The sequence below is a fragment of the Trichococcus sp. ES5 genome (assembly GCF_900067165.1).
Taxonomy (GTDB): domain Bacteria; phylum Bacillota; class Bacilli; order Lactobacillales; family Aerococcaceae; genus Trichococcus; species Trichococcus flocculiformis.
Genome location: NZ_FJND01000015.1, coordinates 1 through 21,750, shown reverse-complemented (window position 1 = coordinate 21,750; position 21,750 = coordinate 1). Strand labels below are relative to the sequence as shown.

Annotated in this window: 18 protein-coding genes; all 18 read right to left on the bottom strand. The window is 35.4% G+C overall.

The window, feature by feature from the left end:
- Positions 1-3: 3 nt before the first annotated feature.
- The 18 genes from wecB to TES5_RS10875 all read right to left on the bottom strand — a co-directional run bounded on the left by wecB (position 4) and on the right by TES5_RS10875 (position 21,706).
- The gene (wecB, locus tag TES5_RS10960) at positions 4-1,137 is read right to left on the bottom strand and encodes a non-hydrolyzing UDP-N-acetylglucosamine 2-epimerase (RefSeq protein WP_068562021.1); all 1,134 of its coding nucleotides are present in this window, start codon (positions 1,135-1,137) and stop codon (positions 4-6) included.
- A 3-nt stretch (positions 1,138-1,140) separates the two neighbouring features.
- The gene (locus tag TES5_RS10955; protein ID WP_068562020.1) at positions 1,141-2,250 is read right to left on the bottom strand and encodes a capsular polysaccharide biosynthesis protein CapF; all 1,110 of its coding nucleotides are present in this window, start codon (positions 2,248-2,250) and stop codon (positions 1,141-1,143) included.
- Complete coding sequence (locus tag TES5_RS10950) at positions 2,250-3,269, bottom strand: nucleoside-diphosphate sugar epimerase/dehydratase (RefSeq protein ID WP_068562017.1); 1,020 nt, start codon at positions 3,267-3,269, stop codon at positions 2,250-2,252. Before TES5_RS10950 ends, TES5_RS10955 begins: the two co-directional genes overlap by 1 nt.
- A 19-nt stretch (positions 3,270-3,288) precedes the next feature.
- Entirely contained in the window at positions 3,289-4,803 is a 1,515-nt protein-coding gene (locus TES5_RS10945) for an oligosaccharide flippase family protein (RefSeq protein ID WP_178137840.1), read from the bottom strand.
- A gap of 83 nt (positions 4,804-4,886) precedes the next feature.
- Positions 4,887-5,852: a hypothetical protein gene (locus tag TES5_RS10940; RefSeq protein ID WP_068562014.1), complete on the bottom strand. Its 966-nt coding sequence runs from the start codon at positions 5,850-5,852 to the stop codon at positions 4,887-4,889.
- A gap of 562 nt (positions 5,853-6,414) precedes the next feature.
- Entirely contained in the window at positions 6,415-7,551 is a 1,137-nt protein-coding gene (locus tag TES5_RS10935; RefSeq protein WP_068562012.1) for a glycosyltransferase, read from the bottom strand.
- A gap of 10 nt (positions 7,552-7,561) precedes the next feature.
- Positions 7,562-8,653 (bottom strand): EpsG family protein, encoded by a 1,092-nt coding sequence (locus tag TES5_RS10930; RefSeq protein ID WP_068562010.1) that lies wholly within the window; start codon positions 8,651-8,653, stop codon positions 7,562-7,564.
- A gap of 2 nt (positions 8,654-8,655) precedes the next feature.
- Positions 8,656-9,867, bottom strand: a complete 1,212-nt coding sequence (locus tag TES5_RS10925; RefSeq protein ID WP_068562008.1) for a glycosyltransferase — start codon at positions 9,865-9,867, stop codon at positions 8,656-8,658.
- A gap of 1 nt (position 9,868) precedes the next feature.
- Positions 9,869-11,158: a glycosyltransferase family protein gene (locus tag TES5_RS10920; protein WP_068562007.1), complete on the bottom strand. Its 1,290-nt coding sequence runs from the start codon at positions 11,156-11,158 to the stop codon at positions 9,869-9,871.
- Positions 11,159-11,162: 4 nt separating this feature from the next.
- Positions 11,163-12,353 (bottom strand): glycosyltransferase family 1 protein, encoded by a 1,191-nt coding sequence (locus tag TES5_RS10915; protein ID WP_198143347.1) that lies wholly within the window; start codon positions 12,351-12,353, stop codon positions 11,163-11,165.
- The gene (locus tag TES5_RS10910; protein WP_068562003.1) at positions 12,286-13,260 is read right to left on the bottom strand and encodes an SDR family oxidoreductase; all 975 of its coding nucleotides are present in this window, start codon (positions 13,258-13,260) and stop codon (positions 12,286-12,288) included. The genes TES5_RS10915 and TES5_RS10910 overlap by 68 nt, the downstream gene beginning before the upstream one ends.
- Positions 13,261-13,275: 15 nt before the next feature.
- Positions 13,276-14,595, bottom strand: a complete 1,320-nt coding sequence (locus tag TES5_RS10905; protein ID WP_068562001.1) for a nucleotide sugar dehydrogenase — start codon at positions 14,593-14,595, stop codon at positions 13,276-13,278.
- A 12-nt stretch (positions 14,596-14,607) separates the two neighbouring features.
- Positions 14,608-15,690 (bottom strand): glycosyltransferase family 4 protein, encoded by a 1,083-nt coding sequence (locus tag TES5_RS10900; protein ID WP_068561999.1) that lies wholly within the window; start codon positions 15,688-15,690, stop codon positions 14,608-14,610.
- Positions 15,687-16,310, bottom strand: a complete 624-nt coding sequence (locus TES5_RS10895; RefSeq protein ID WP_068561997.1) for an acetyltransferase — start codon at positions 16,308-16,310, stop codon at positions 15,687-15,689. Before TES5_RS10895 ends, TES5_RS10900 begins: the two co-directional genes overlap by 4 nt.
- A 50-nt stretch (positions 16,311-16,360) precedes the next feature.
- Positions 16,361-16,993, bottom strand: coding sequence for a sugar transferase (locus tag TES5_RS10890; protein ID WP_198143346.1), 633 nt, complete (start codon positions 16,991-16,993; stop codon positions 16,361-16,363).
- Between the two features lies 1 nt (position 16,994).
- Positions 16,995-18,116 carry a DegT/DnrJ/EryC1/StrS family aminotransferase gene (locus TES5_RS10885; protein ID WP_068561995.1) on the bottom strand — a complete coding sequence of 374 codons (1,122 nt, stop codon included), beginning with the start codon at positions 18,114-18,116 and terminating at the stop codon, positions 16,995-16,997.
- A 191-nt stretch (positions 18,117-18,307) separates the two neighbouring features.
- A complete protein-coding gene (locus TES5_RS10880; RefSeq protein WP_068561993.1) occupies positions 18,308-19,669 on the bottom strand; it encodes an IS4 family transposase in 1,362 nt (453 codons plus the stop codon).
- A 738-nt stretch (positions 19,670-20,407) separates the two neighbouring features.
- Complete coding sequence (locus tag TES5_RS10875; protein ID WP_068561991.1) at positions 20,408-21,706, bottom strand: IS1380 family transposase; 1,299 nt, start codon at positions 21,704-21,706, stop codon at positions 20,408-20,410.
- Between the last annotated feature and the right edge of the window lie 44 nt (positions 21,707-21,750).

The following is a 21,750-nucleotide window of genomic DNA, read 5'->3' as shown; positions in this document are numbered from 1 at the left end:
AATTTACTGACCTCCCTTCCCCCAAACAACTCTATTTACATAATCTGTATAAGATAAAATAATCCTCAAAACCTTATCCGACACATTAGGCATACTGTAATCTGCAACCAACCTTAACGTATCTTTTTCTTGTGTCTCAAGTACTTCTAGCCCCTGAAGAATTCTCTCTTTCTTAAGACCTACCATCATTACAGAAGCTTCTTCCATTGCCTCAGGTCTTTCATGTGCCTGTCTAATGTTAAGTGCTCTAAAACCAAGAATCGATGACTCTTCGCTGATTGTACCACTATCACTAAGAACAGCTTTTGCATACTTTTGAAGTTTCACATAATCGTTAAATCCAAGAGGTTTCATTATCCTAACTAATGGATTGAACTCAATCCCTTTAGCTTCAATCATTTTTTTTGTTCTTGGATGTGTGCTTACAATTAATGGTCTATGATATTTTTCTGCAATTGTATTTAAGCTATCTACTAAGTCCATAAAGTTCTGCTCAGAGCTAATATTTTCTTCTCTATGAGCCGATATCACAAAATACTTGCTCTCTTCTAATCCTAGTCTTTCTATCACATTCGATTTCTCAATATCATCTTTTCTTGAGCTAAGAACTTCAAACATTGGACTGCCAGTCTTGATTACTCTATCTGCAGGAAGACCTTCTCTTAAAAGATACTCTCTAGCAATGTCGCTATAGGTTAAGTTGATATCTGCTGTATGATCAACAATCTTCCTGTTTGTCTCTTCTGGGACTCTCTGATCAAAGCATCTATTTCCGGCTTCCATATGGAAAATTGGAATATGTCTTCTTTTTGCAGCTATCGCACACAAACAGCTATTTGTATCTCCGAGCACTAGAAAAGCATCTGGCTTTACTTCTTCAAGGATTGGATCAATCTTAACTAGAATGTTACCAATCGTCTCAACGGCTGTACCAGTTGCGGCATTTAAGAAATAATCGGGTTTCTTTAAGTTAAAGTCATTGAAGAATACTTCATTTAGTTCATAGTCATAGTTCTGTCCAGTATGAACAAGAATATGGTCAATTGCTTCAGATTCATCTAATATATTTATAACAGCTGACAGTCTTATTATTTCTGGTCTAGTCCCAACAACTGTCATGACTTTTAATTTCTTCATTAGTTATACCTCCAAATAATAAGTATCAGGCTTTTCAGGGTCAAATGACTCATTAGCCCACATAATTGTAACCATATCTGCATCACCAAGATTCTCAATATTGTGCGTATAGCCTGTCGGTATATCAACAACTTCCATTTTGTCACCACTTACGAAATACTCTATGACTTCGTCTGCATCAATTTGTCTGAAACGAATAACCCCTTTACCACTTGCAACTAGAAACTTCTCATTTTTCGTGTGGTGCCAATGATTTCCTTTTGTAATTCCGGGTTTCGATATATTAACTGAAACCTGACCACGATCAGGTGTTTTTATAAATTCAGTAAATGATCCTCTCTGATCCACATTCATCTTTAAGTCATAACTAAACTGGTCTTCTGGTAAGTAGCTTAAATATGTACTGTAGAGTTTCTTAGCAAAAGTATTCGACATGTTTGGCACTGACTTATCTTCTCTACTGTTCTTGAACGAAAAAATCAAGTCCACTATTTCACCAAGTGTTACCGTATGAGTCATGGATATTTCACAAAATGAATCCACCTTATTTTCTTTTCCTTCTAGCGCATTAATCAGTTCACTAACTACATCATCTATATAAACAAGATTCATCACTAAACTGGGATCATTGACCTGAACAGACATATCATGAGCAATATTATGACAGAAGGTCGCCACTGCACTGTTATAGTTCGGTTTACACCATTTACCGAAAACATTGGGAAATCTATAAACAAGAACTTTGGCTCCAGTTTCTTCACTATGAGAAAACAGAAGATCTTCTCCTGCTTTTTTACTTTGACCGTAAGGATTATCTATCTCGGCTTGAATGGAAGACGAAATCATCACAGGACAGTTGTTATTATGTTGCTTAAGCGAATTTAACAAATCAGAGGTGAACCCAAAGTTGCCCTCCATAAACTCAGATTGTTCTTTTGGGCGGTTAACACCAGCAAGATGAAATACAAATTCCACTTCTTTACAATAACCATCTAACAAAGAAGGATTCGTATCTCTATCATACTCAAATATATCAGAATAATTTCTATTTTTTAGCTCTGCTATTAGATTTCTCCCTATAAACCCTTTAGCTCCAGTGACTAATATCTTCATTATTTATTCCAACTTTCTAACTCTTCTCTAACATAATCCAGTTGTAATAACTTTTCTTTGATTTGCTCTATATTAAGCCTTTCAGTGTTGTGCGAGTTATATTCATCTTCAGATGAGAGCTTCTGATCTCCTTCAACAAAGTACTTGTCGTAGTTTAAATCTCTCTTATCCGCAGGTACTCTATAGAATCCACCCATGTCTTTTGCTACAATATTCTCTTCTTTTGTAAGAAGTGTTTCATAAAGCTTCTCACCATGACGAGTACCAATAACTTTAATTTCATTGTCTGCTTTGAAAAGTTCTTTAATTGCTTGTGCAAGATCTCCTACTGTTGAAGCTGGTGATTTTTGAACCATAATATCTCCTGCCTGAGCATTTTTAAATGCAAATACAACAAGCTCTACCGCTTCATCAAGGCTCATTAAAAATCTCGTCATGTTTGGATCTGTAACAGAGAGTGGTTGCCCATTCTTGATCTGATCAATAAATAGTGGTATTACAGATCCTCTAGACGCCATCACATTACCGTATCTGGTACCACATATAAGTGTCCTTTCTGAATCAACAGTATTGGCTTTTGCAACAAAAACTTTTTCCATCATAGCTTTAGAAATTCCCATAGCGTTTATTGGATAAGCGGCTTTGTCGGTTGAAAGACAAATTACTTTCTTAACGCCCAAATCAATAGCACCTGATAATACATTATCTGTTCCAAGTACATTTGTTTTAACCGCTTCTAGTGGAAAAAACTCACAAGAAGGTACTTGCTTTAGAGCCGCTGCATGAAATATATAATCTACGCTATGCATTGCATTCTTAACACTTGCTAAGTCTCTAACATCTCCGATATAAAACTTCAATTTATCATTCTTATAGATCTTTCTCATATCATCTTGTTTCTTCTCATCACGAGAAAAAATACGTATTTCTTTAATGTCTGTATCCAAAAATCTTTTCATTACTGCATTTCCAAAAGAACCTGTACCACCTGTTATTAATAGCGTTTTGTTTTTGAACATAACCTTGCCCCCATTTATATTATTTCATTCTAAGAACCTTTTTAACAGGCCCAAGTAAAAGTTGTTTTTCGTAGTCATTGAAAGAGAATTTATATAATAATAATCCATATATGACTAAAAATATCCCGGCTTTTATGATAAAATTTATTGCTGTATCTTCTAAGATTAGAGAAATCGGGATAGACAATAAACTAGTTAGAATTATACAGGGCAAAGTACCTTGAAAAATATCCTTAAACATTCTTAAGACATTCAGTCCTATAACTTTATGATAATACAAATTCATCAATACAACATCTCCAAAAATTAAAGAAACAGATGTACTTATTGCAGCACCCAGGTAACCTATTTTTGCGACTAAAATAATAGTCAATATTATATTTAATCCCGCCATTAGTGCCAGTATTATTGATCTTGCAACTCTTTTTAACATTGCGTCTAAAATTGCTATCGTAACATTCTGCACCAAAGTTATAGTTGCTGGCACAAGCAAAAGAATTGTAGGAATATAAGCCCCTAAAAAGTTATCCCCTACCCAAATTTTAATAAAATTCTGGCCGAATAAAATAAATCCAGCTACCGCTGCCCCTGCAACCATAAACTGTAATCGTCCGGGTCGTATAACAAGATCAGTGAGTTCTTCTCCTGATGCCTTCTTAGCAATCATTTTAGTTGCTTGAGGAAGAAAGACACCACCAATAACCCCTGTTATACTGCTAAACATAGTAAAAAAAACCAATGCGATAGAATATAATGCAACAGTTTTTGTATCAGTCAAGGCACCTAAAACTACCCTGTCAACATTTTGATTCACTTGATTGATGATAGCCTGCAAAAATACAGCCGAAGAAAACGAGAACACCATCCACATTAATTTTTTGTCATAAAAATGAAATTTTATTTTTACTCCTAATTTTTTGAAACTATATCTAGCTTCCAATGTAATCAAGATTATTGTTAAAAATAAATCAGTAGCGACAATAGCTGTAGATTTAAATCCCATTAACAACAGAATCACCAGTGTTATTACACGTAATATTATGCGCAATAGTTTAAAAGTATTTGTAACAGCGAATTTTTCGTATCCACTTAATATTCCTGAAAAAGCATTGTTAAAAAATGAAAAAGCAATATTTAATACCATTAATATAAATAATTGTTTTGCTTTCGTTATTTCTACAGAAGTTAACGAATTTCCAAATAGATTATCTATGCCAAAATACAGAACGGAACTTACAACCATTGTTAAAATCGATAACAAGCCTGTGATCATAAAAGCTTGGAAAATAAAATTTTCTTGTCCTATTTTATCATCTTTTGTTCTATATAAAGCTACATATCTTGCGATAACAGAACCCGTGCCAAAATTAAGTATGACAAGATAACCTGCAAAGGAATTCACCAATTGATAAAGCCCATACTCCGCAGCACCAAGTGTTGATATTAAAAATGGTGTGAAGAATATCCCAAAGAATGAATTTATAAAAAGTGTAAGATATGATATTGCGATACCTAATTTTTTTTGACTTTTCAAACCTATCCACTTCATTTCCGTATATTTCTAAATTTTTTTGTGGATATAAAAATATCACACACCACCTATACATTCCAGATAAACTATTTAAATATTATTCTTCTGACTAGACTTTCAACTCTTCGCGTCACGGCAACTACTTTATTCGGTTTCATGATTTTATTAAGCTTACTATCGAATTCCACATCTTGAACAATGTATTTAGGGTGTTTGAGAGGAAAATCCAGTTTATATGTCTTCATGTAAAACAGCCTTTGTGTTGCTTTAGGTATCTTTTTAATGGAATTCACCGCATGAACAGAATCATCAGTTAGCCCAATGTTAGTAATTAAGTTTTTATGCGGTACAATTATCAGACCTGAATTTAAATACATATTTAAACCTCGCTGATACGACCATGATGTCAATTTACCACCATTTTCTAAAAAATCATATTTCTTTTTACCATTATTAATCAAGTCATCTGCAAATCTTTTAGGTTTAACTAAATTCTTAACGAGTCTTATCGCATCTTTATCCTCCATGAACTTCAGCTCATAATCTACGGTGTCCCAAACACGCTTCCATGTAGCCCATCCCCAGATTGACCCTGTTCTGGCAAATATATAACTGTATGGAGTTATATCATATCTCTCCAAATTATTCATTCCACTTATCATATCTATTCGCTGATCATCTTTATATTTTTCAAGTAATTCGTTACAAAATTTAAAGTAGTCTAAAGTTGGTTTACAATCATCTTCTATAATGCACAATCTATCAACATATTCAAAACACCATGATATTCCTGAATAAATCCGCATACCACAGCCTAGATTTACTTCCGAATAATTTCGATAGACTTCACATTCCCAATCAATTTCCGATACAATATCCTTACACTTCTTAATATTTATCTCATCATTTGGCCTAGATTCCCTAGCTCCATCCTGTATTAAAAACAGCTTCGATGGTCTGGCTTCTTTTATTGCATCAAAAACTTCACGCAAAGGCTCAGGTCTATTAAAGAAAATTAAAGCCACCGGTACATCTATTCCGTATGGTTTCATATGGTTTTCCTCTCCCTTAAATATACTTTTTAATCTCTACTCTCTATATCTTATAATTTTTGCGGGTATTCCTGCTGCAACTGCATAACTACCAATTTCCTTATTAACCAAGCTCTTAGCCCCAATAACAGCGCCCTCTCTTATAACACTATTCTTTAGGATAGTACAATTTTCAGCAATCCAGACATCATTCTCTATGCAAATTTTGCCGCTTTCAAGGCGCTGATCTCTAATCAGCTTATTTCTTTTAATTCCATTGTTGCTATCGATAATATAACAATTAGCTGCAATTGCGACGTCGTCCCCAATATAAACACCACCATTTTCCGAAGAAAAAAAATCGTGTTATAACCTATCTCAACATTATCTCCAGTTTTTATTTCAACGTCTCCCCAAAAAGTTAGATTAGGGTATAATGTAACATCATTCCCTATTATTACATTGGTAGCATTATAATTTACCTTCCCTACGACTTTACAATTTTGATTTTTGATAAAAATATTTTTTATTATAATATCTTAAGAATTTTTCTTTTATTCTACCAATCAATAAAAACATTTTACTACCTCAAAAGTTTTTTCATTGAGTCCAAGAATTCCAGATGCAATTTTTTAATAATTTCACTGCTACTATATTCTAAATCCATGTCAATAGTTTTAATAGCTTCTGCAATTGCCTTTGGTTCATCATTACTATAGTATGTTACTAAACTTGCAATTTTACTTTCAGTGACGCATTTTATTTCAGAGGAAACTACTCTAAGCCCCAAAGCTAAATATGACAATATCTTGCTTGGAAATGAGGATTCAAGATATTCCCCAATCATAGTTTGGGTACTTAATCCAATGTGACAACTCTGGCAGTATTGAATATATTCATCACCACTTTTCAAGCCATCGTACTGTACTTTACATTTATTAGTTTGATTGTATTCATTTATTAAAAACTCTAACTTTTCTATTTGTCCAAACCCTATGATATGTAAAACATATTTTTCAGATAAATACTTTGATGCTTCCAATGCATTAAAAGCACCTTTTTTGTGTTCATCAATAATTCCAGCGTAGAGGAGATGAATTCTTCCATCATTAATTGGACTTGATAGCTTTGGATAGGTTTTATACTCTCCGTATATTACTAAATTAGGTTTGCTAAAAGCTAACTTATCTTTTAGCAAATCAGTTGAATAAAGAAAAGCGTCTGCCTGATTGAGCAATCTATTTTCCCATCTAACAAAACGATTACTAAAAACCATCACATCACTATAAATTTCTTCCACTTCTAAAACCAATTCGAATTTCCTAATTGATTTAGCCATTCTAATAGGCAACGATATCCATTGAACATGGTAAGCTATCACTTTTTCATTTTTCTTAGTCGTGAAAAGCAAATATATAAATAGCCATATTAAAGCAATTAAGATTTTCAAATTTCTCATTATTTTGCTTTTTGTTTTCCATGACGGACAATATGTCACTCGCTTGTGCTTATCTATTTCCAATGTTTTCTGCATTTCAAACGGTACTTTTGTCTGATCACCCATCCAAGAAGGCGAGATGAACTGAACTTCATAACCGGCTTCAACCAAAGTGTCCGCTATGTAGTTCATTTTATTTGTAGCCGCTAGATTGCAAACCCTATCTGTTGAGCTTTTAGTTATATCGTAAAACCCAACATATTTGATCTTTTTGCGCTCCATAAAAATACCTCTATCCTAAGTCTGATCCTTGCCAGAAGAACATGTATTGTGGGTTACTTCTTAGCAAGAGCAACACCAACAAACCTATTACAACAAAATAAACCATTGGCCTTTCATCTTTTTTAAATGAATTTATAATTTCAGGAACCAACAACATCAAGAATATCGAATAATACTGTACAACTCTCATGGCGCTTGGATTAACCCAAGTAAGTGGAGTTGCCAAAACAGATATAATCAAAGCATTGAAGAAATGAGTTGCTTGAGGATTATTTGTCAGTATAGTCTTTGATTTCCATAATCCAACAATAGCTACAAGAAGTAACAATATTGTGAAATTCACAGTGCCAGCACCCTCATAAATACCATACTCATACCCACTTAAATTTTGTAATAAAAGTGCAAGCGGTATTCGAAAATACATTAAAAGTGGAAATACTGCAAACATCCCTATCAAGTACTTTTTTGTTACTTTTTTGTTTGCCAAAAAATAAAAAGGAAAAAATACCAAAGCCGACTTATGGATCGTAAAACCTATAAATGATAATAATATAAAAGCAAGCAATCTCCGTTCCCTTATATACTTGTATCCTATTAATACTACAATCGACGTTGCGATTGTTTGTCGGATTCCTGTAATAGAGAAAAACGAGTAAAAAAGAACAGAATAGATTAGAAAGCTAATTAATGAATTTTTAGAGTTTCTATATATCCATATGCCAAGTGGTACTGTAAAAATAAAAGCAATAATCACGAGGAAAACTTGATAGTTATGTGTTAAAAGTTGAGTAATTTTTACAAACAAATAATACCCTGGGTCTTTTCCCAGCTCTTCAGAACCAAAGATAATAATTTCTGTAAAATTATTAATCAATTCTCCCCAGCTTGTCCATAGCGTTCGATTAAAACTATGATAATATGCACGTGTATCAGAGCCAATAGAAATATGTCTCAATCCTGATAAAACAATCCAATTTAGGGTCGCAAAAAAAACGAATACCTTACTCTTGCTTTGTAAATTTTTATTATTATTTATTACAATCGCAAGTGATATTAAAAAAATTATATTTAAAAAATATGGATTCAAGAGTATCGAAATCATTTTCACACTTCACTTTCGATCAATGATGTGTATAACTTTACATAATCTTCCATTCTTTCTCTGGAATCAAAGTTATCATGAGCAAATTGAACACATAATTTTGAATAAGACTTTTTCCCACAAATTTTTATTTGGTCTATTCTTTTTCTTATATCATCAAAACTATCAATAATATACCCACACCCCTCACCTACAATTTCAGGATTTGCAGTTGAATTATTTGTTATAACTGGAGTTCCACAAGCTAAGGCTTCTGCTGAAACTTTACCGAAAGACTCCTCATTTGATAGATTTACAAAAACATCTGAAATTGAGTAATACCTCACCAATTCCGCAATATCATGGGTTTCAGGAATATTAATTATATTTTTGGGTAAATGTATGCTTTCATTCACTCTACCAACTAATAAAATGCATTCATCATCTTTCAGACTATTTGATAACTCAATAAATTTGTCAAGCCCTTTGTTATTTCCCCAACCACTTGCAACACCTAGAATGATAAATTTATTTTGAATATTCATTTCTTCCTTTAAAATCGGATCGTCAACTGGATGAAATGTATCCAAATCTATCCAATTATAAATAGTCTGTACATGCGACCTGTCCGTTACCTTTGATTGTCTTGCTTCGGATGTTATCCAGTTTGAAACTCCTACAAAAGAAACCCTTGGAATTTGAGTAAACCATTTTACTTGATCATTAAATATCTTTTCACTTCTATCAAAAAACCAACTTGGATTACCCATTATTTTTTTGTTCTTATTGTATTTTGAGAACCCGTCTCTCCAATCGTAAAATTTATCTTTAACGTAATGAGTATGACCACCTGAATAAAACCAACAATCATGTAGTGTTATAATTGTTGCAATATCATTTTTTGCTAAATAATCAAAAAGCATTCCCATGTTTATAAAATTGCTATGCAAATTTCTCACATGAACAATATCAGGTTTGACATCATCTATATATTTTAAAAATTTTCGAGTTGACAATGACGAAAAATAACCTTGTAATCCAGTCACTCTAGAAAACAGCCCATGTATTTTTTTCCCAAATGTACCACCAATTTTATAACCACTATTACTATACGGAGCCTCTGAATATGCTACGATACTCTCGTGACCCAATTTAATCAAGTATTTCTCCATTTCTAAAACAGTGCGACCAGTTGACATTATTCCATAAACTGCATTAATTTGTAATACTCTCATTTTAGTCTTCCTCTGCTAGTAACTTTAATTCTTGATATAATGAATCTTGTATTACATTTTTTTGATGATTTCTTTTACCACATTCCCAGGCCTTATTTGAGTATTCAAACATTAGTTTTGAGTCATTAACCAGTTCACTTAATTTTATAAAAACATCTTCTTCACTTTGTGCTACTATTGCAGCATCTTCATTTATTAAGTAATCAATCGATGCTACATCATCTTTTCCAACTGCAAAGATACATCTATTCGCTTTAAAGTAATCTACTATTTTTGTTGAAAATGAATGCCTTACCTCTAAACGCTCTTTCAGTTTTGTTGATTCAACATGAATAAGAATGTCTGAATCTTTTTGTATTTGAGGAATGTTCTCAGCTGGAACTCCTCCCATTAAAAATGAATTTCCCTCAGAATATAAACTTTTTTTCATAGTCTCAGTCATTGGAGTCATCGTATATATATATATTTGCGCCAGTATTTCTTTACTATTTATTTTTTCTAAGGCGTTTACTATTAACTCTAATGACTTCCATCTTCCAGCACTTACATTGCCTGTGAATACCATTCTAATTGGCTTATTAAGTTCTGTTTTCACATCTTGATTCTCATCTTTAAAATCTGCACCTTTTATTAAAATCTTGCAATTTTTCTTGAATATCTTCTCATACTCTAATTTTTGGATATCTGAAATCACATACATATATTCGCATTGATCGACTACTTTTTTTACCATTCTCCTCGTTGTTAGTCGATCCACCCAAAATAAAGGATTAGCAGATATTCTTTTTAAGGTATACACATCATCTGACACATAGCACACCATTTGAACGCCTGTTAGTTCTTTGATGTATAGTATGATTCTATTTAAGTATGTACTATGATAAAGTGGCACAAAAATTATATCAGGTTTAAAATTCCGAACAAATTCAATAAGCTCAATACTCTTCCATCTGCTTATGTACCATAGTGCTCTTCTTAACCAAAAGAGTATTCTCCAACGCCTCTTTTTAGCAGCATTAATGGTGTTTGTTTCGCGATTGGTTAAGACAATGGCATCATTATCACTCCCTATTACTTTTCCAGTTTTAATATTCCGGTTGAATAAGTTCTTGTATAAAGATTTTTCATTTATCTGAAAATATGAACTTGTAATGTTGTTTTTAGGTACACCATAAGACGTATAAATATTGGCAAACTCAAAATCATCTATACCCTCAAATAGATTTGAATAAGTATTTCCAAAACTATTATCGATATTCCATGGCGTTGAAGAAAACACTAGAATTCTCATATATTTATCCTTTCAAGTTATTAATTTGGTCTAGATAGAAATTTTCTAACCATTTTGTTGTGTCATGAATATCATAGCCCGCATTTTTAATAAATTTTGAAGTATCTTTACGTAGATAGTTAGTCTTTTTCATAGCTTTTTCGGCCCAATATTCAGACGATTTTGAAAGCGGAGCTTTCTCAACCAGATTTGTTACAATGGCTTCATTAGGAATTTGATCTGAAATTATACAACTTAAACCCGCAGCTTGAGCTTCAACAACTACAATTCCTAGCCCTTCAAATAGTGAAGGAAATAAGAACAAGTCCATCCCTTGAAATATATCAGACACATCGGATCTAACTCCTGCAAATATGACACTGTTTTCTAAGTTCTCTCTTCTAACTTTTGATTGAACTGATTCTTTAAGTGGTCCATCACCTATTAATAATAGTGTAGAATCCTCAATTTCATCATGAATGCTCTTAAATATATCAATTAAAAATTCATGATTCTTCATACGTTGAAATCTTCCAACATGTCCAATTACATATTTACCTTCTATATCAAATTCATTTCTAATAGCCTTTCTAATCTGGTTATTAAATATGAATTGATCAGTTTCAATAGCGTTGTTTAAAATATTAAACTTATTACTTGCGACAATTTCATCCCCAAAAAGCCATTTACCTGCGGATTCTGAGCATGCTAAAAAATAATCTGAAGTATTTCTGATTGGGTATTGAAAAAGGTTTTTTATTACAGAACTAACTCCCGTACCAGATGAAGTACTATGGCTGTGCGCAATCGTAGTTAAATTATAACTTTTAGCTATTTTAAGATATATTGATGCAGTGCTTCTTACATGACCATGAATAATTTTATAATTAGCATGATTAACAAAAAAATCTTTCCAAACTTTTTTATAAGCAAAGTGATTTGTCCCAATATATCTGGGGACCCTATAGATTTTCCCGCCGAGTTCTTCTATTTCATCGTCGAAAGCACATTTTTCTTGCGTGTGAACTATAAAGTCAAACTGAATTTTTTCTCTATCAATATTCCGATAGAGATTCATAATCATTGTCTCTGCTCCGCCTCTATTCATTTCAGCAAAAACTTGCAAAATCCTAATCGGCTCATTCATATTACAAATTCTCCCTATACCATTCAATTGCCGCTTCAATTCCTCTTTCAAAGCTCCAACTTGGATCATAGCCTAACATCTCTTTAGCCTTTTTAATATCAGCATTACTATGCTTTATATCGCCTTTTCTATTAGATCCAAAAATTGGCTCAATATCTTTACCTAAGGCTTTACAAAGTGAATTGTATACATCAATCAGATATTCTCTTCCACCATATGCTATATTATAAGCTTCTCCAGCAGATTCTGACGGTGCTTTGCATGACTTCAGATTAGCTTCAATGACATTCTCAATGTAAGTAAAGTCTCTGCTCTGTTTACCGTCACCGTTTATAGTTGGTTGTTCATTATTAAGTAATTGTTTAATGAACTTCGGAAGTACCGCTGCATAAGCTCCCTCAGGGTCTTGTCTCTTACCAAACACATTGAAATATCTCAACCCATAAGTATCAAGTTCGTATAGTTTTGTGTAAAGCTTCGCATACTCCTCGTCAACCATTTTTGTTAAGGCGTATGGAGACAACAAATTACCTTCTCGTCCTTCTTGTTTCGGAAGGTTTGGTTCATCGCCATAAACAGAAGAACTTGATGCATAGACAAATTTCTTGACGCCTTTTTGTCTTGCAGCTTCCAGCATATTTAAAGTGCCTTTAATATTGATTTCCTCATATAATAATGGCATCTCAATACTTCGTGGAACACTCCCCCAAGCTGCCTGGTTGAGGACATAATCTACATCTTCGCAAGCTTCGAGACATGTATCTAAATCTCTTATGTCTCCATAAATAAAAGTATAATTCGGATTATTAATAAATAAGTCGACATTAGATTGTTTTCCCGTAGACAAATTATCTAAACACCTAACTTTATATCCTTTATTCAGTATCGCCTCACACAAATTGGATCCGATAAAGCCGGCTCCTCCTGTGACTAAAAATAGACTGTCTTTATCAAAAGCTACATTTTCATATCCCATAATTTCATACCCCTCTTACAATCTCCAGTATCTATATCCTGCAGCTTCATATTCTTTCCGGTCTAAGACCCCTTTTATATCCAAGAGCACTTTATTACCATTTTCAGCTTGTTTGAACATTTTATTAAAATCACTTTGTTCCAATTGCATAAATTGATCATGGCCAACAGCTACAATGACTGCATCCATCTGGTTGACTTCTTCAATTGAATTAAATGTAATTCCGTACTCGTGATTTGCTTCCTCAGCATCCGCTTCAGGATCAGCTATCATAGGATTAATTCCATATTCATTTAATTCATTGACAATATCGATAACTCTTGTGTTTCTGGTGTCAGGGCAATTTTCTTTAAACGTGAACCCAAGAATTGCAACTTTAGCATCTTTAACAGGCACATCTGCTTTTATGAGATTTTTCACCAAGTTCTCGACAACATATTTACCCATATCATCATTTATTCTTCTTCCTGAAAGAATAATCTGGGAATGGTAACCCATTTGTTCTGCTTTGTAGGTCAAGTAGTATGGGTCCACACCAATACAATGTCCCCCAACTAAACCTGGAGAGAACTTCAAAAAGTTCCATTTGGTGCCTGCTGCTTCTAGCACTTCGTTTGTGTCAATGTCCATTTTATTAAAGATGATTGACAGCTCATTCATAAACGCGATATTAATGTCTCTTTGTGAATTTTCAATTACTTTTGCAGCTTCCGCAACTTTAATGGATGCTGCTCTATGTACACCTGCGTCTACAACAAGCTCGTATACTTTAGCTATATCATCAAGTGATTCTTCATCCATACCAGCAACGACTTTGACAATGGTTTCTAATCTGTGTACCTTATCGCCTGGATTGATTCTTTCAGGAGAATAGCCTACTTTGAAATCTATTCCGCATTTTAGACCTGATTCTTTTTCAAGAATTGGAATACAAATATCTTCCGTGACACCAGGATAAACAGTAGATTCAAATACTACAATCGAATCCTTAGTCAAGTTCCTTCCAACAGTCCTGCTAGCAGATTCTACTGGTCTTAAATCAGGTGTATGATCAGAATTCACTGGAGTTGGCACCGCAACAATATGGAACTTAGCTTCTTTAAGTTTATTTTCATCAGCTGTAAATTCAACTGTGGTCTGTTTAATGACTTCATCCCCGACTTCTTTTGTTGGATCAATTCCTTTTTTATACAAGTCCACTTTTTCTTGGCTAATATCAAAACCTATTACATTTGCTTTTTTTGCAAAAGCTACAGCGATAGGCATGCCTACATAACCTAAACCTACAAGTGAAATTTTTGCTTCTCTATTGTTTATTTTGTCGTATAAATTCATTTTTTTGTCTCCTCAATTCATTATTTGTTTAATATAAGCATCTATGATAATCTTCCTATCATATTCTTGTTTCATTTTATTTCTACCCTCTATACCCATCTGCTTTTTAGTTTCATAGGGTAAGTCCAAAAATTTGGTGATAGCCTCTTTTAAGCTCGCTTCATTCTTTGCTTCAAAACCAAAACCACTAATACTTTCATCGAAAGTCTCTCTACACCCTGTCACATTCGAAGCAAGAATTGGCCGGCCAGATGCAGCAGATTCTAGTAAAACGTTCGATGTTCCTTCATGGTATGATGGGAGGATGGTCGCATGGGATCTTTCTAAATAACTTTTAATATTTATTTGTTGTCCGTGGTAGCGGATTATTCCAAGATCATGCAATTCATTAAGTTGCTTCGAATATTCTTCTTCGCAAAATCCTACTAGTTCGAATTCTACACTATCATATTGTTGCTTGATATCTTTGGCTGCTCCAATTAATTCATCGATACCTTTTGCTTTCATTATTCTGCCTATATATAAAAATCTTATAATTCCATCATTTTCTGGATAATTCAACACCCTGTATTCTTGCAGATTCACTCCAGAACCGGGTAATACTTCTACGTTCGATCCCACAATCTTTTTTTCCGAAAAAAACTTTCTATGTGGTTCATTTTGAAAGAAGACACATTTTGCTTGTCGCAGTGCCACTTTATATAAATTTAACGTTATGACTTGCATTAGATTCCGATTCTCTACGGCAGTTCCTAGCCCAGTAATATTTGTTAGATAAGGTGTATTTGTCATTCTACAAGCAATCCCACCATATATATTAGGTTTGATGGTATAGGTCAGAACAATATCAGGCTTAACTTTATTAATATTATAAATATATGAGTATAACAATTTCAAATCAGTTATGGGGTTTGTGCCTCTTCTGTCTACATTTGTAGGAATATATTTACAACCCAAATTTGTAAGTAAGGGTACATATTCATCATAGGGAAGCGACACATAGACTTCATGTTGTAAATCTATGAGTTCTTGGAGCAATTCTTTACGGAAGTTGTGTAACCCCATCCCAAAATTAGCTAAAACTAATACTTTCATCCACTAATTCTCCTAACTGGAACCCCCACATACGTACCTGATTCAGTAATATCTTTAACCACTACTGCTCCAGCACCGATTTTGCATCCACTACAGATATTGATATTATTGCTTACCACACTGCCAATCCCCAACCAACTACCTTTGCCGACATTTACTGTGCCGGCAAGGTGGGTTCGAGGAGAAATATGGACATAGTCGCTTATATTATTATCATGATCCAATCCACTGTTTGAGTTGATGATGCAGCCTTTACCTACTACAGTTGAGCTATTAATGACCACACCAGCCATAATTGCTGTACCAATGCCTACATTGACGTCAGTTCCGATTATTGCACTTGGATGGACAAGACTTACGATTGAAGTGCCCTGTGCCAATAAGCCTTCTTGAATTCTCTCTCTTGTGGAATTGTTTCCGATGGCCACAAAGAAATCCGAGTTTTTTTGGTGTTCAACAACGTTTGTCGAATTTCCGATGACAGGGATACCCATGATAGTTTTTAGGGACTGATTATCATCCAAAAAAGATATGTTCTTCCACTTATTCATTTTCATAGCTATGTCAGCTACGACTTTACCATGTCCACTAGCACCAATAATGATTAAGCTCTCATTCATGACTATTTGTTCCTTTCTAATAACCTAAGTAGCTTTCTGTAACTATCCATTTATTCGTTTCCTGTAAAGACTTCCATGGTCACTGAACTGCCTGAGCTGATGCCGTCTTTGACAAAGACTTTCTTTAGGGTCAGCAAGATGATTTTTACGTCATTAACGAAAGTGACGTTGTCTACGTACTGAACATCCAAGTCAAATTTGTCTTCCCAGCTGATAGAATTCCGGCCATTTACTTGAGCATATCCTGATAGACCTGGTCTCACTTCATGCCTTCTTTTTTGATGGACATTATAGAGCGGCAAGTACTGCACCAGTAACGGTCTTGGTCCAATGATACTCATGTCACCTTTTAAGATGTTGAATAATTCAGGCAACTCATCCAATGAAGTAGCTCGCAACATCTTTCCAAACTTGGTCAATCGGATATGATCTGGTAAAAGTTCGCCATTTTCGTCTTTTTGATCGGTCATCGTCCTGAACTTGTACATGGTAAAAATCTTCCCATCCAGACCTGGTCTTTTCTGCTTGAATAGGATCGGACTTCCAAGTTTGGTTCTTACCAATACTCCGGTAATGATGAATACTGGACTCAACATGATGATTGCCAACAGAGACAGTATGAAATCCATCGGTCGCTTGAAATACAGCCTGTATAATCCACCTTTATCTCTATTTTGCATCATTTCACCACATTTCCTTTATCAAGCCGCAGATTCTTTCAAGATCCTGATCTGTCATCTTCGTGTCAGATGGTAAGCAAATACCGTTTTCGAAAAGTTGTTGGCTTACGTCGTTGCCAATGTAGTCATATTCTTCAAAGAATGGCTGCAGATGCATCGGTTTCCAAACCGGTCTTGACTCGATATTGTTCGCTTCCAATTTTTCCATGATATCTAAAGGCTTGATCTTGCCACTTAGCGTCATGCAACTTAACCAGTAGTTCGGTTCATCCCATTCATTCACGGGCATAAATTTGATGCCTTCAAGATGTCCCAATTCTCTCTTATAGTACTCGAAGATGTGTTTTTTCTTAGCTACCCTTTGCTCCAACACTCTAAGTTGTCCTCTTCCGATACCAGCAACAACATTACTCATTCGATAATTGAATCCCAGTTCACTGTGCTGATAATGTCTTGCTTGGTCTCTCGATTGTGTCGACCAGAAGCGCACTTTCTTCACTTTTTCTTCGTTATTTGATACTAACATTCCGCCACCGGATGTTGTGATGATTTTGTTACCGTTGAAAGAGAAGATACCAAATTCCCCGAAAGTTCCGGTATGCTGGCCTTTGTAATATGCTCCAAGAGATTCAGCCGCATCCTCGATGACAGGTACATTGTATTTGTTGCAAATGGCCATGATTTTATCCATATCGGCTGACAAGCCATACAAGTGCACGACCAAAACTGCTTTGATTTTATCTCCATATTTTTCGAAAGCCGCTTCTACTGCATTCGGATCCATGTTCCAAGTTTCATAATCGCTGTCTATAAAGACAGGAGTTGCATTCACATAGATAATCGGATTCGCTGTCGCAGAAAAAGTAAGCGTAGGGCACAACACAATGTCCCCTTCTCCAACGCCTGCAGCCATAAGCGCAAGATGGATAGCTCCTGTTCCTGAAGTTAAAGCCGCAGCATGATCCGCACCTACCTTAGATGCTAACTCCTTTTCGAATTCATTCACGTTAGTTCCAAGAGGCGCAATCCAGTTGCTATCAAAAGCTTCCTGAACGTACTGCATCTCATAACCTTCATCACTCATATGTGGTGAAGCAAGCCAAATTTTTTCACTAGTCTCTGTCATAATACCGCCGACCTTTCAATGTCTAATAAAATTAATTGTTTTGGTAACTATCATCCAAACATATTTTTTCTTGCTCTTGCTGTTACTAAAAGCAACTTTCTCTGACATAATTTGTGTTTTTTGTAATTAGTAAGACGTTTTTTAATATTCAAAGATAGTCTTCGTTATATTTACTTGCGATATATAATTACTCAACTTTCGCAGCTCAAAATAGGCAAGTACACCTTAATATAATTGGGCAAACTCGCAAACCATTGCTGTAGTTGACATTTGATAAATTTTTTGAATATTTTTGATGATTTTTCTAAAGCTTCCTCCAAAATTTCGACTAACTGCTGTAATGCTATGGCCCAATCTAGCTCTTTCAATTCATCACAAAGTTCATAAAACATGCCACCCAGTGTCCGCTCATCCGTGTTGCATCGGTTCTGCCAAGACAACACAATGTACCGCGCGAACACAATTGTTGTGTGGCTAACGAGAGAATCATACGATCTACCTTGCATTTCTTTCTGCAGTTTCAAAAGCGATTTTGTCGCCTTGAAGAACACCTCAATGTCCCAACGCATGCCATAGATACGGACAATTTCCTGTTCCGTGAGAGAACAGTCCGTGCTTAATATAGCCAGCCAACGGCTGTGGTTGTTTCGGTTTCTGATGAAGACAACCTTTACGGGAACACCGTTTGCCATTGTTGTCTGGATGGAGCGCAAGATATCTTTACGACGGTTTGTCGGTGTGGCCAGTTTGTAAAGCTGCTTCAAATCCACTCGCTGGTTGTTAACTAAATAGCGCTGATTAGTAGCTTTAACCATTCCAATCACATCAATCCCTTGCTCTGTAATGGATTTGATCAATGGTTGCTGTGTGAACCATGTGTCCATAAGGACGTAGGAAGCCTCGATACCGGAATTTAGGGCGCGTTGAATCATTCCAGGGATAGCGGATGGCGCAGTCTCAAGCGCTTCTTTCCGTCTTTTATACCCGCAGGTTCGCTTGTCAATTCTTTCATCGATCCCGTTAATGTTGGATTTGGTTGAGCTTAACAGGGAAAAATCAATGGGCATGAAGGTGGCGCCATCGGACCAACCAAGTGTAAGCATCCGGAATCCTTTGTAAAAGCGCATTTTCTGTGAAGAATGATCAAAACAGCGCGCAAGCAGTTCTACTTTTTTGCTGCGATTTCTCTCATAGGCAGAATCATCAATAATCAAGACCTTTGGTCGATTATGATTGGTCAATACACTGACTTTAGAGATTGTGGCTGCACTCAAGGACAGTAAAAAACGGCGCCAATTGTAGGTTGGACTGTTCAAAAATCGATAGACAGCGTCCTTACAGGGCAATCCATCGGATTTCTTGCTTTCAAGCATTCTGAACCAATTCTTACCTTCAAAGATGAAGCAGAAAATCAGCTGGAATAAATACCCGCAGGAAAATCCGGAACCTTTCTTGATTCCAGCATTTCTCAAATGTTTGAGGATCTTAAGTTCTTCGAATACAGCTTGTAATGAATTTGGTAGTTGATTATTTAGGCCATTATTGGTTATCATAGTGATAAGCACCTCGCTATTGGTAGTTTTTTTGTGGTAATTAAACTATACCAAATAACGATGTGTTTTTCTTATGCATTCAACTGTCAAGGTACCTAATTAATACCGGACTACAGCAACACACGTAAAGTTTCACTCAACTTTTTCTACTGCGAAAGTTGAGTAATTATATGAAGAAAATGTCTTTCAGTATTTTTTATGATAACATTTCTACAAGTGATTTTGCACAAAAATCGAAGTTTTTTTAAAATTTTACTTAAAATTTACTTTTTAAAGCCGAATGATAAGAAAGCAAACGAATACATTGTGAAGATAGTGTGAAATTTCGCTATTCAAGCCTTTTGTTTTTGATTCCAATAAATTGGATAAAAGCTAAATTACGATTTAGTTTTTTAAGAGTTACACCGTCCTATATTTAATGTTCTACATCATATTAATTCCCACTCGAGAGTTTCGCTTTGTTAGTTCTTTCTTGCAATCCGTATCTTCTATTATAATCCTTTTCAGACAAATTTTTTCCTGAATTATTCATACTACCCGAAACTTTGACATGAATAACCCTATTTCATCTGCAGTATTGGATTTTTGGCAGAGTTGTTATTTTTTCCCTTTCAAAATGTCTCTTAGAGACGAAAAGAAGCACGGAGTGCGATTGTTATTGTGTTTTTGGGCATACTAATCCCTTTGTTCGAACGATTTTTTTAAATTAGCGGGATCTCACCAAGACAAGGATTGAATTTACCGTAAGATATGAAAAAATTCGTCTTGATAGACATGATGGGTACTGATTTTTAGCATCATGCGTCTTCCGCTGTGGATCAGTTTCCCGGCAATCTTGAAAAACCGAAGACGAATACTCTGTATCTGTAGGCCTTTGGCCTTTTCTGGGAAAGCTAGTGTACGCATAAAATTGTTGATGTTGTAGGAAAGCAAGCTGACCATCATGCGAACAGCATTCTCCAAGAAATGAGAACTGTCCGTCTTATCGAAGAAGAAACCATTCTTCGCTTCCTTGATGAAATTCTCCATGGTACCTCTCTTCCAATACGTTTGATAGACTTGTTCAGTCGAGACAGCATCGGATAGATTGGTGATAATGAACTCATGGTGAAAAATCAGTTCATCAGCTGCCCTTACGGAACGAATACAAACCCTACGGTCGTGCTTCCAAGTACCTGCTTGGTAGCGAATGGAGTAAAAATACTCTTCCTTCTGACTCCATTCGGTCTCATCCCCAACTTGAACAAACTCTTCCGCCATCTTGAATAAGCGGCGATTTCGCTTGAGTCGAATGACGTACTGATGCTCTTTTTCTTCACAGAGGTCATACAGTTCCGGCGATGCAAAGCCACTATCTGCGCGAACAAGAATGGTGCTGACTGGAACAGTCTGATTATAGTGTTCAAGAAGCGGATTCAAAAAATCGGCTGCTCCGGTTGAGCAGTAGGTGTTTCCGGAACGCAGTTCCGCCTTCAGAAAGTCTTTGGTCAGACCATCGAAGGCAACGAGCGGATGATAACCGGTTGTTTGATAATGTCTGTTGAAGGCCGTTTCTTCTTGGTTGCCGTAGGTGTCACTATAGGTGGAATCCAAATCCAATACCATTTCTGTTGCATTACGTTGTATGCGTACCTTATCCAGCATCGCTTGATTGAGTGCTTGGAGTTGCACAAGTGCATCGGGACTCTCACTGATGCGATCCCAAAAACGCGAAAGCGAAGGCTGTGAAGCCAATGTACTTTTCTCAAGCATCTGTTGGAAGAAAGGATCCTGGCGTAAGATGTTGGCAGATGCATCGGTATCATAGCCTGCAATTAATTGGAAAATCAGTTGTTCAAGGATGGTTTCATTCGAATGTGTAGGTGAGAGACGGGAGTCTTGAAAATGAAGCTCTTTCTCCATCAACTGTTCGAATCCGATTGAATGAAGGAATTCTTTAACCAAAATGAGACCAGCATCCGTGGAGAGATTACCTCCAGTATTTGTAACCGTCATTTTTTGATTGAATTTTAGAGTGTTTTCGTGTAAAGTTGCCATTGAGAGAACCCCTTTCTATGGTTGTTGGTAGTACATTAACCATA

Bases quoted from the DNA above. Each gene is read 5' to 3' on its own strand.
- wecB (WP_068562021.1), bottom strand. From the start codon at position 1,137: ATGAAGAAATTAAAAGTCATGACAGTTGTTGGGACTAGACCAGAAATA.
- TES5_RS10955 (WP_068562020.1), bottom strand. From the start codon at position 2,250: ATGAAGATATTAGTCACTGGAGCTAAAGGGTTTATAGGGAGAAATCTA.
- TES5_RS10950 (WP_068562017.1), bottom strand. From the start codon at position 3,269: ATGTTCAAAAACAAAACGCTATTAATAACAGGTGGTACAGGTTCTTTT.
- TES5_RS10940 (WP_068562014.1), bottom strand. From the start codon at position 5,852: ATGAAACCATACGGAATAGATGTACCGGTGGCTTTAATTTTCTTTAAT.
- TES5_RS10935 (WP_068562012.1), bottom strand. From the start codon at position 7,551: ATGGAGCGCAAAAAGATCAAATATGTTGGGTTTTACGATATAACTAAA.
- TES5_RS10930 (WP_068562010.1), bottom strand. From the start codon at position 8,653: ATGATTTCGATACTCTTGAATCCATATTTTTTAAATATAATTTTTTTA.
- TES5_RS10925 (WP_068562008.1), bottom strand. From the start codon at position 9,867: ATGAGAGTATTACAAATTAATGCAGTTTATGGAATAATGTCAACTGGT.
- TES5_RS10920 (WP_068562007.1), bottom strand. From the start codon at position 11,158: ATGAGAATTCTAGTGTTTTCTTCAACGCCATGGAATATCGATAATAGT.
- TES5_RS10915 (WP_198143347.1), bottom strand. From the start codon at position 12,353: ATGATCCAAGTTGGAGCTTTGAAAGAGGAATTGAAGCGGCAATTGAAT.
- TES5_RS10910 (WP_068562003.1), bottom strand. From the start codon at position 13,260: ATGGGATATGAAAATGTAGCTTTTGATAAAGACAGTCTATTTTTAGTC.
- TES5_RS10905 (WP_068562001.1), bottom strand. From the start codon at position 14,595: ATGAATTTATACGACAAAATAAACAATAGAGAAGCAAAAATTTCACTT.
- TES5_RS10900 (WP_068561999.1), bottom strand. From the start codon at position 15,690: ATGAAAGTATTAGTTTTAGCTAATTTTGGGATGGGGTTACACAACTTC.
- TES5_RS10895 (WP_068561997.1), bottom strand. From the start codon at position 16,310: ATGAATGAGAGCTTAATCATTATTGGTGCTAGTGGACATGGTAAAGTC.
- TES5_RS10890 (WP_198143346.1), bottom strand. From the start codon at position 16,993: ATGATGCAAAATAGAGATAAAGGTGGATTATACAGGCTGTATTTCAAG.
- TES5_RS10885 (WP_068561995.1), bottom strand. From the start codon at position 18,116: ATGACAGAGACTAGTGAAAAAATTTGGCTTGCTTCACCACATATGAGT.
- TES5_RS10880 (WP_068561993.1), bottom strand. From the start codon at position 19,669: ATGATAACCAATAATGGCCTAAATAATCAACTACCAAATTCATTACAA.
- TES5_RS10875 (WP_068561991.1), bottom strand. From the start codon at position 21,706: ATGGCAACTTTACACGAAAACACTCTAAAATTCAATCAAAAAATGACG.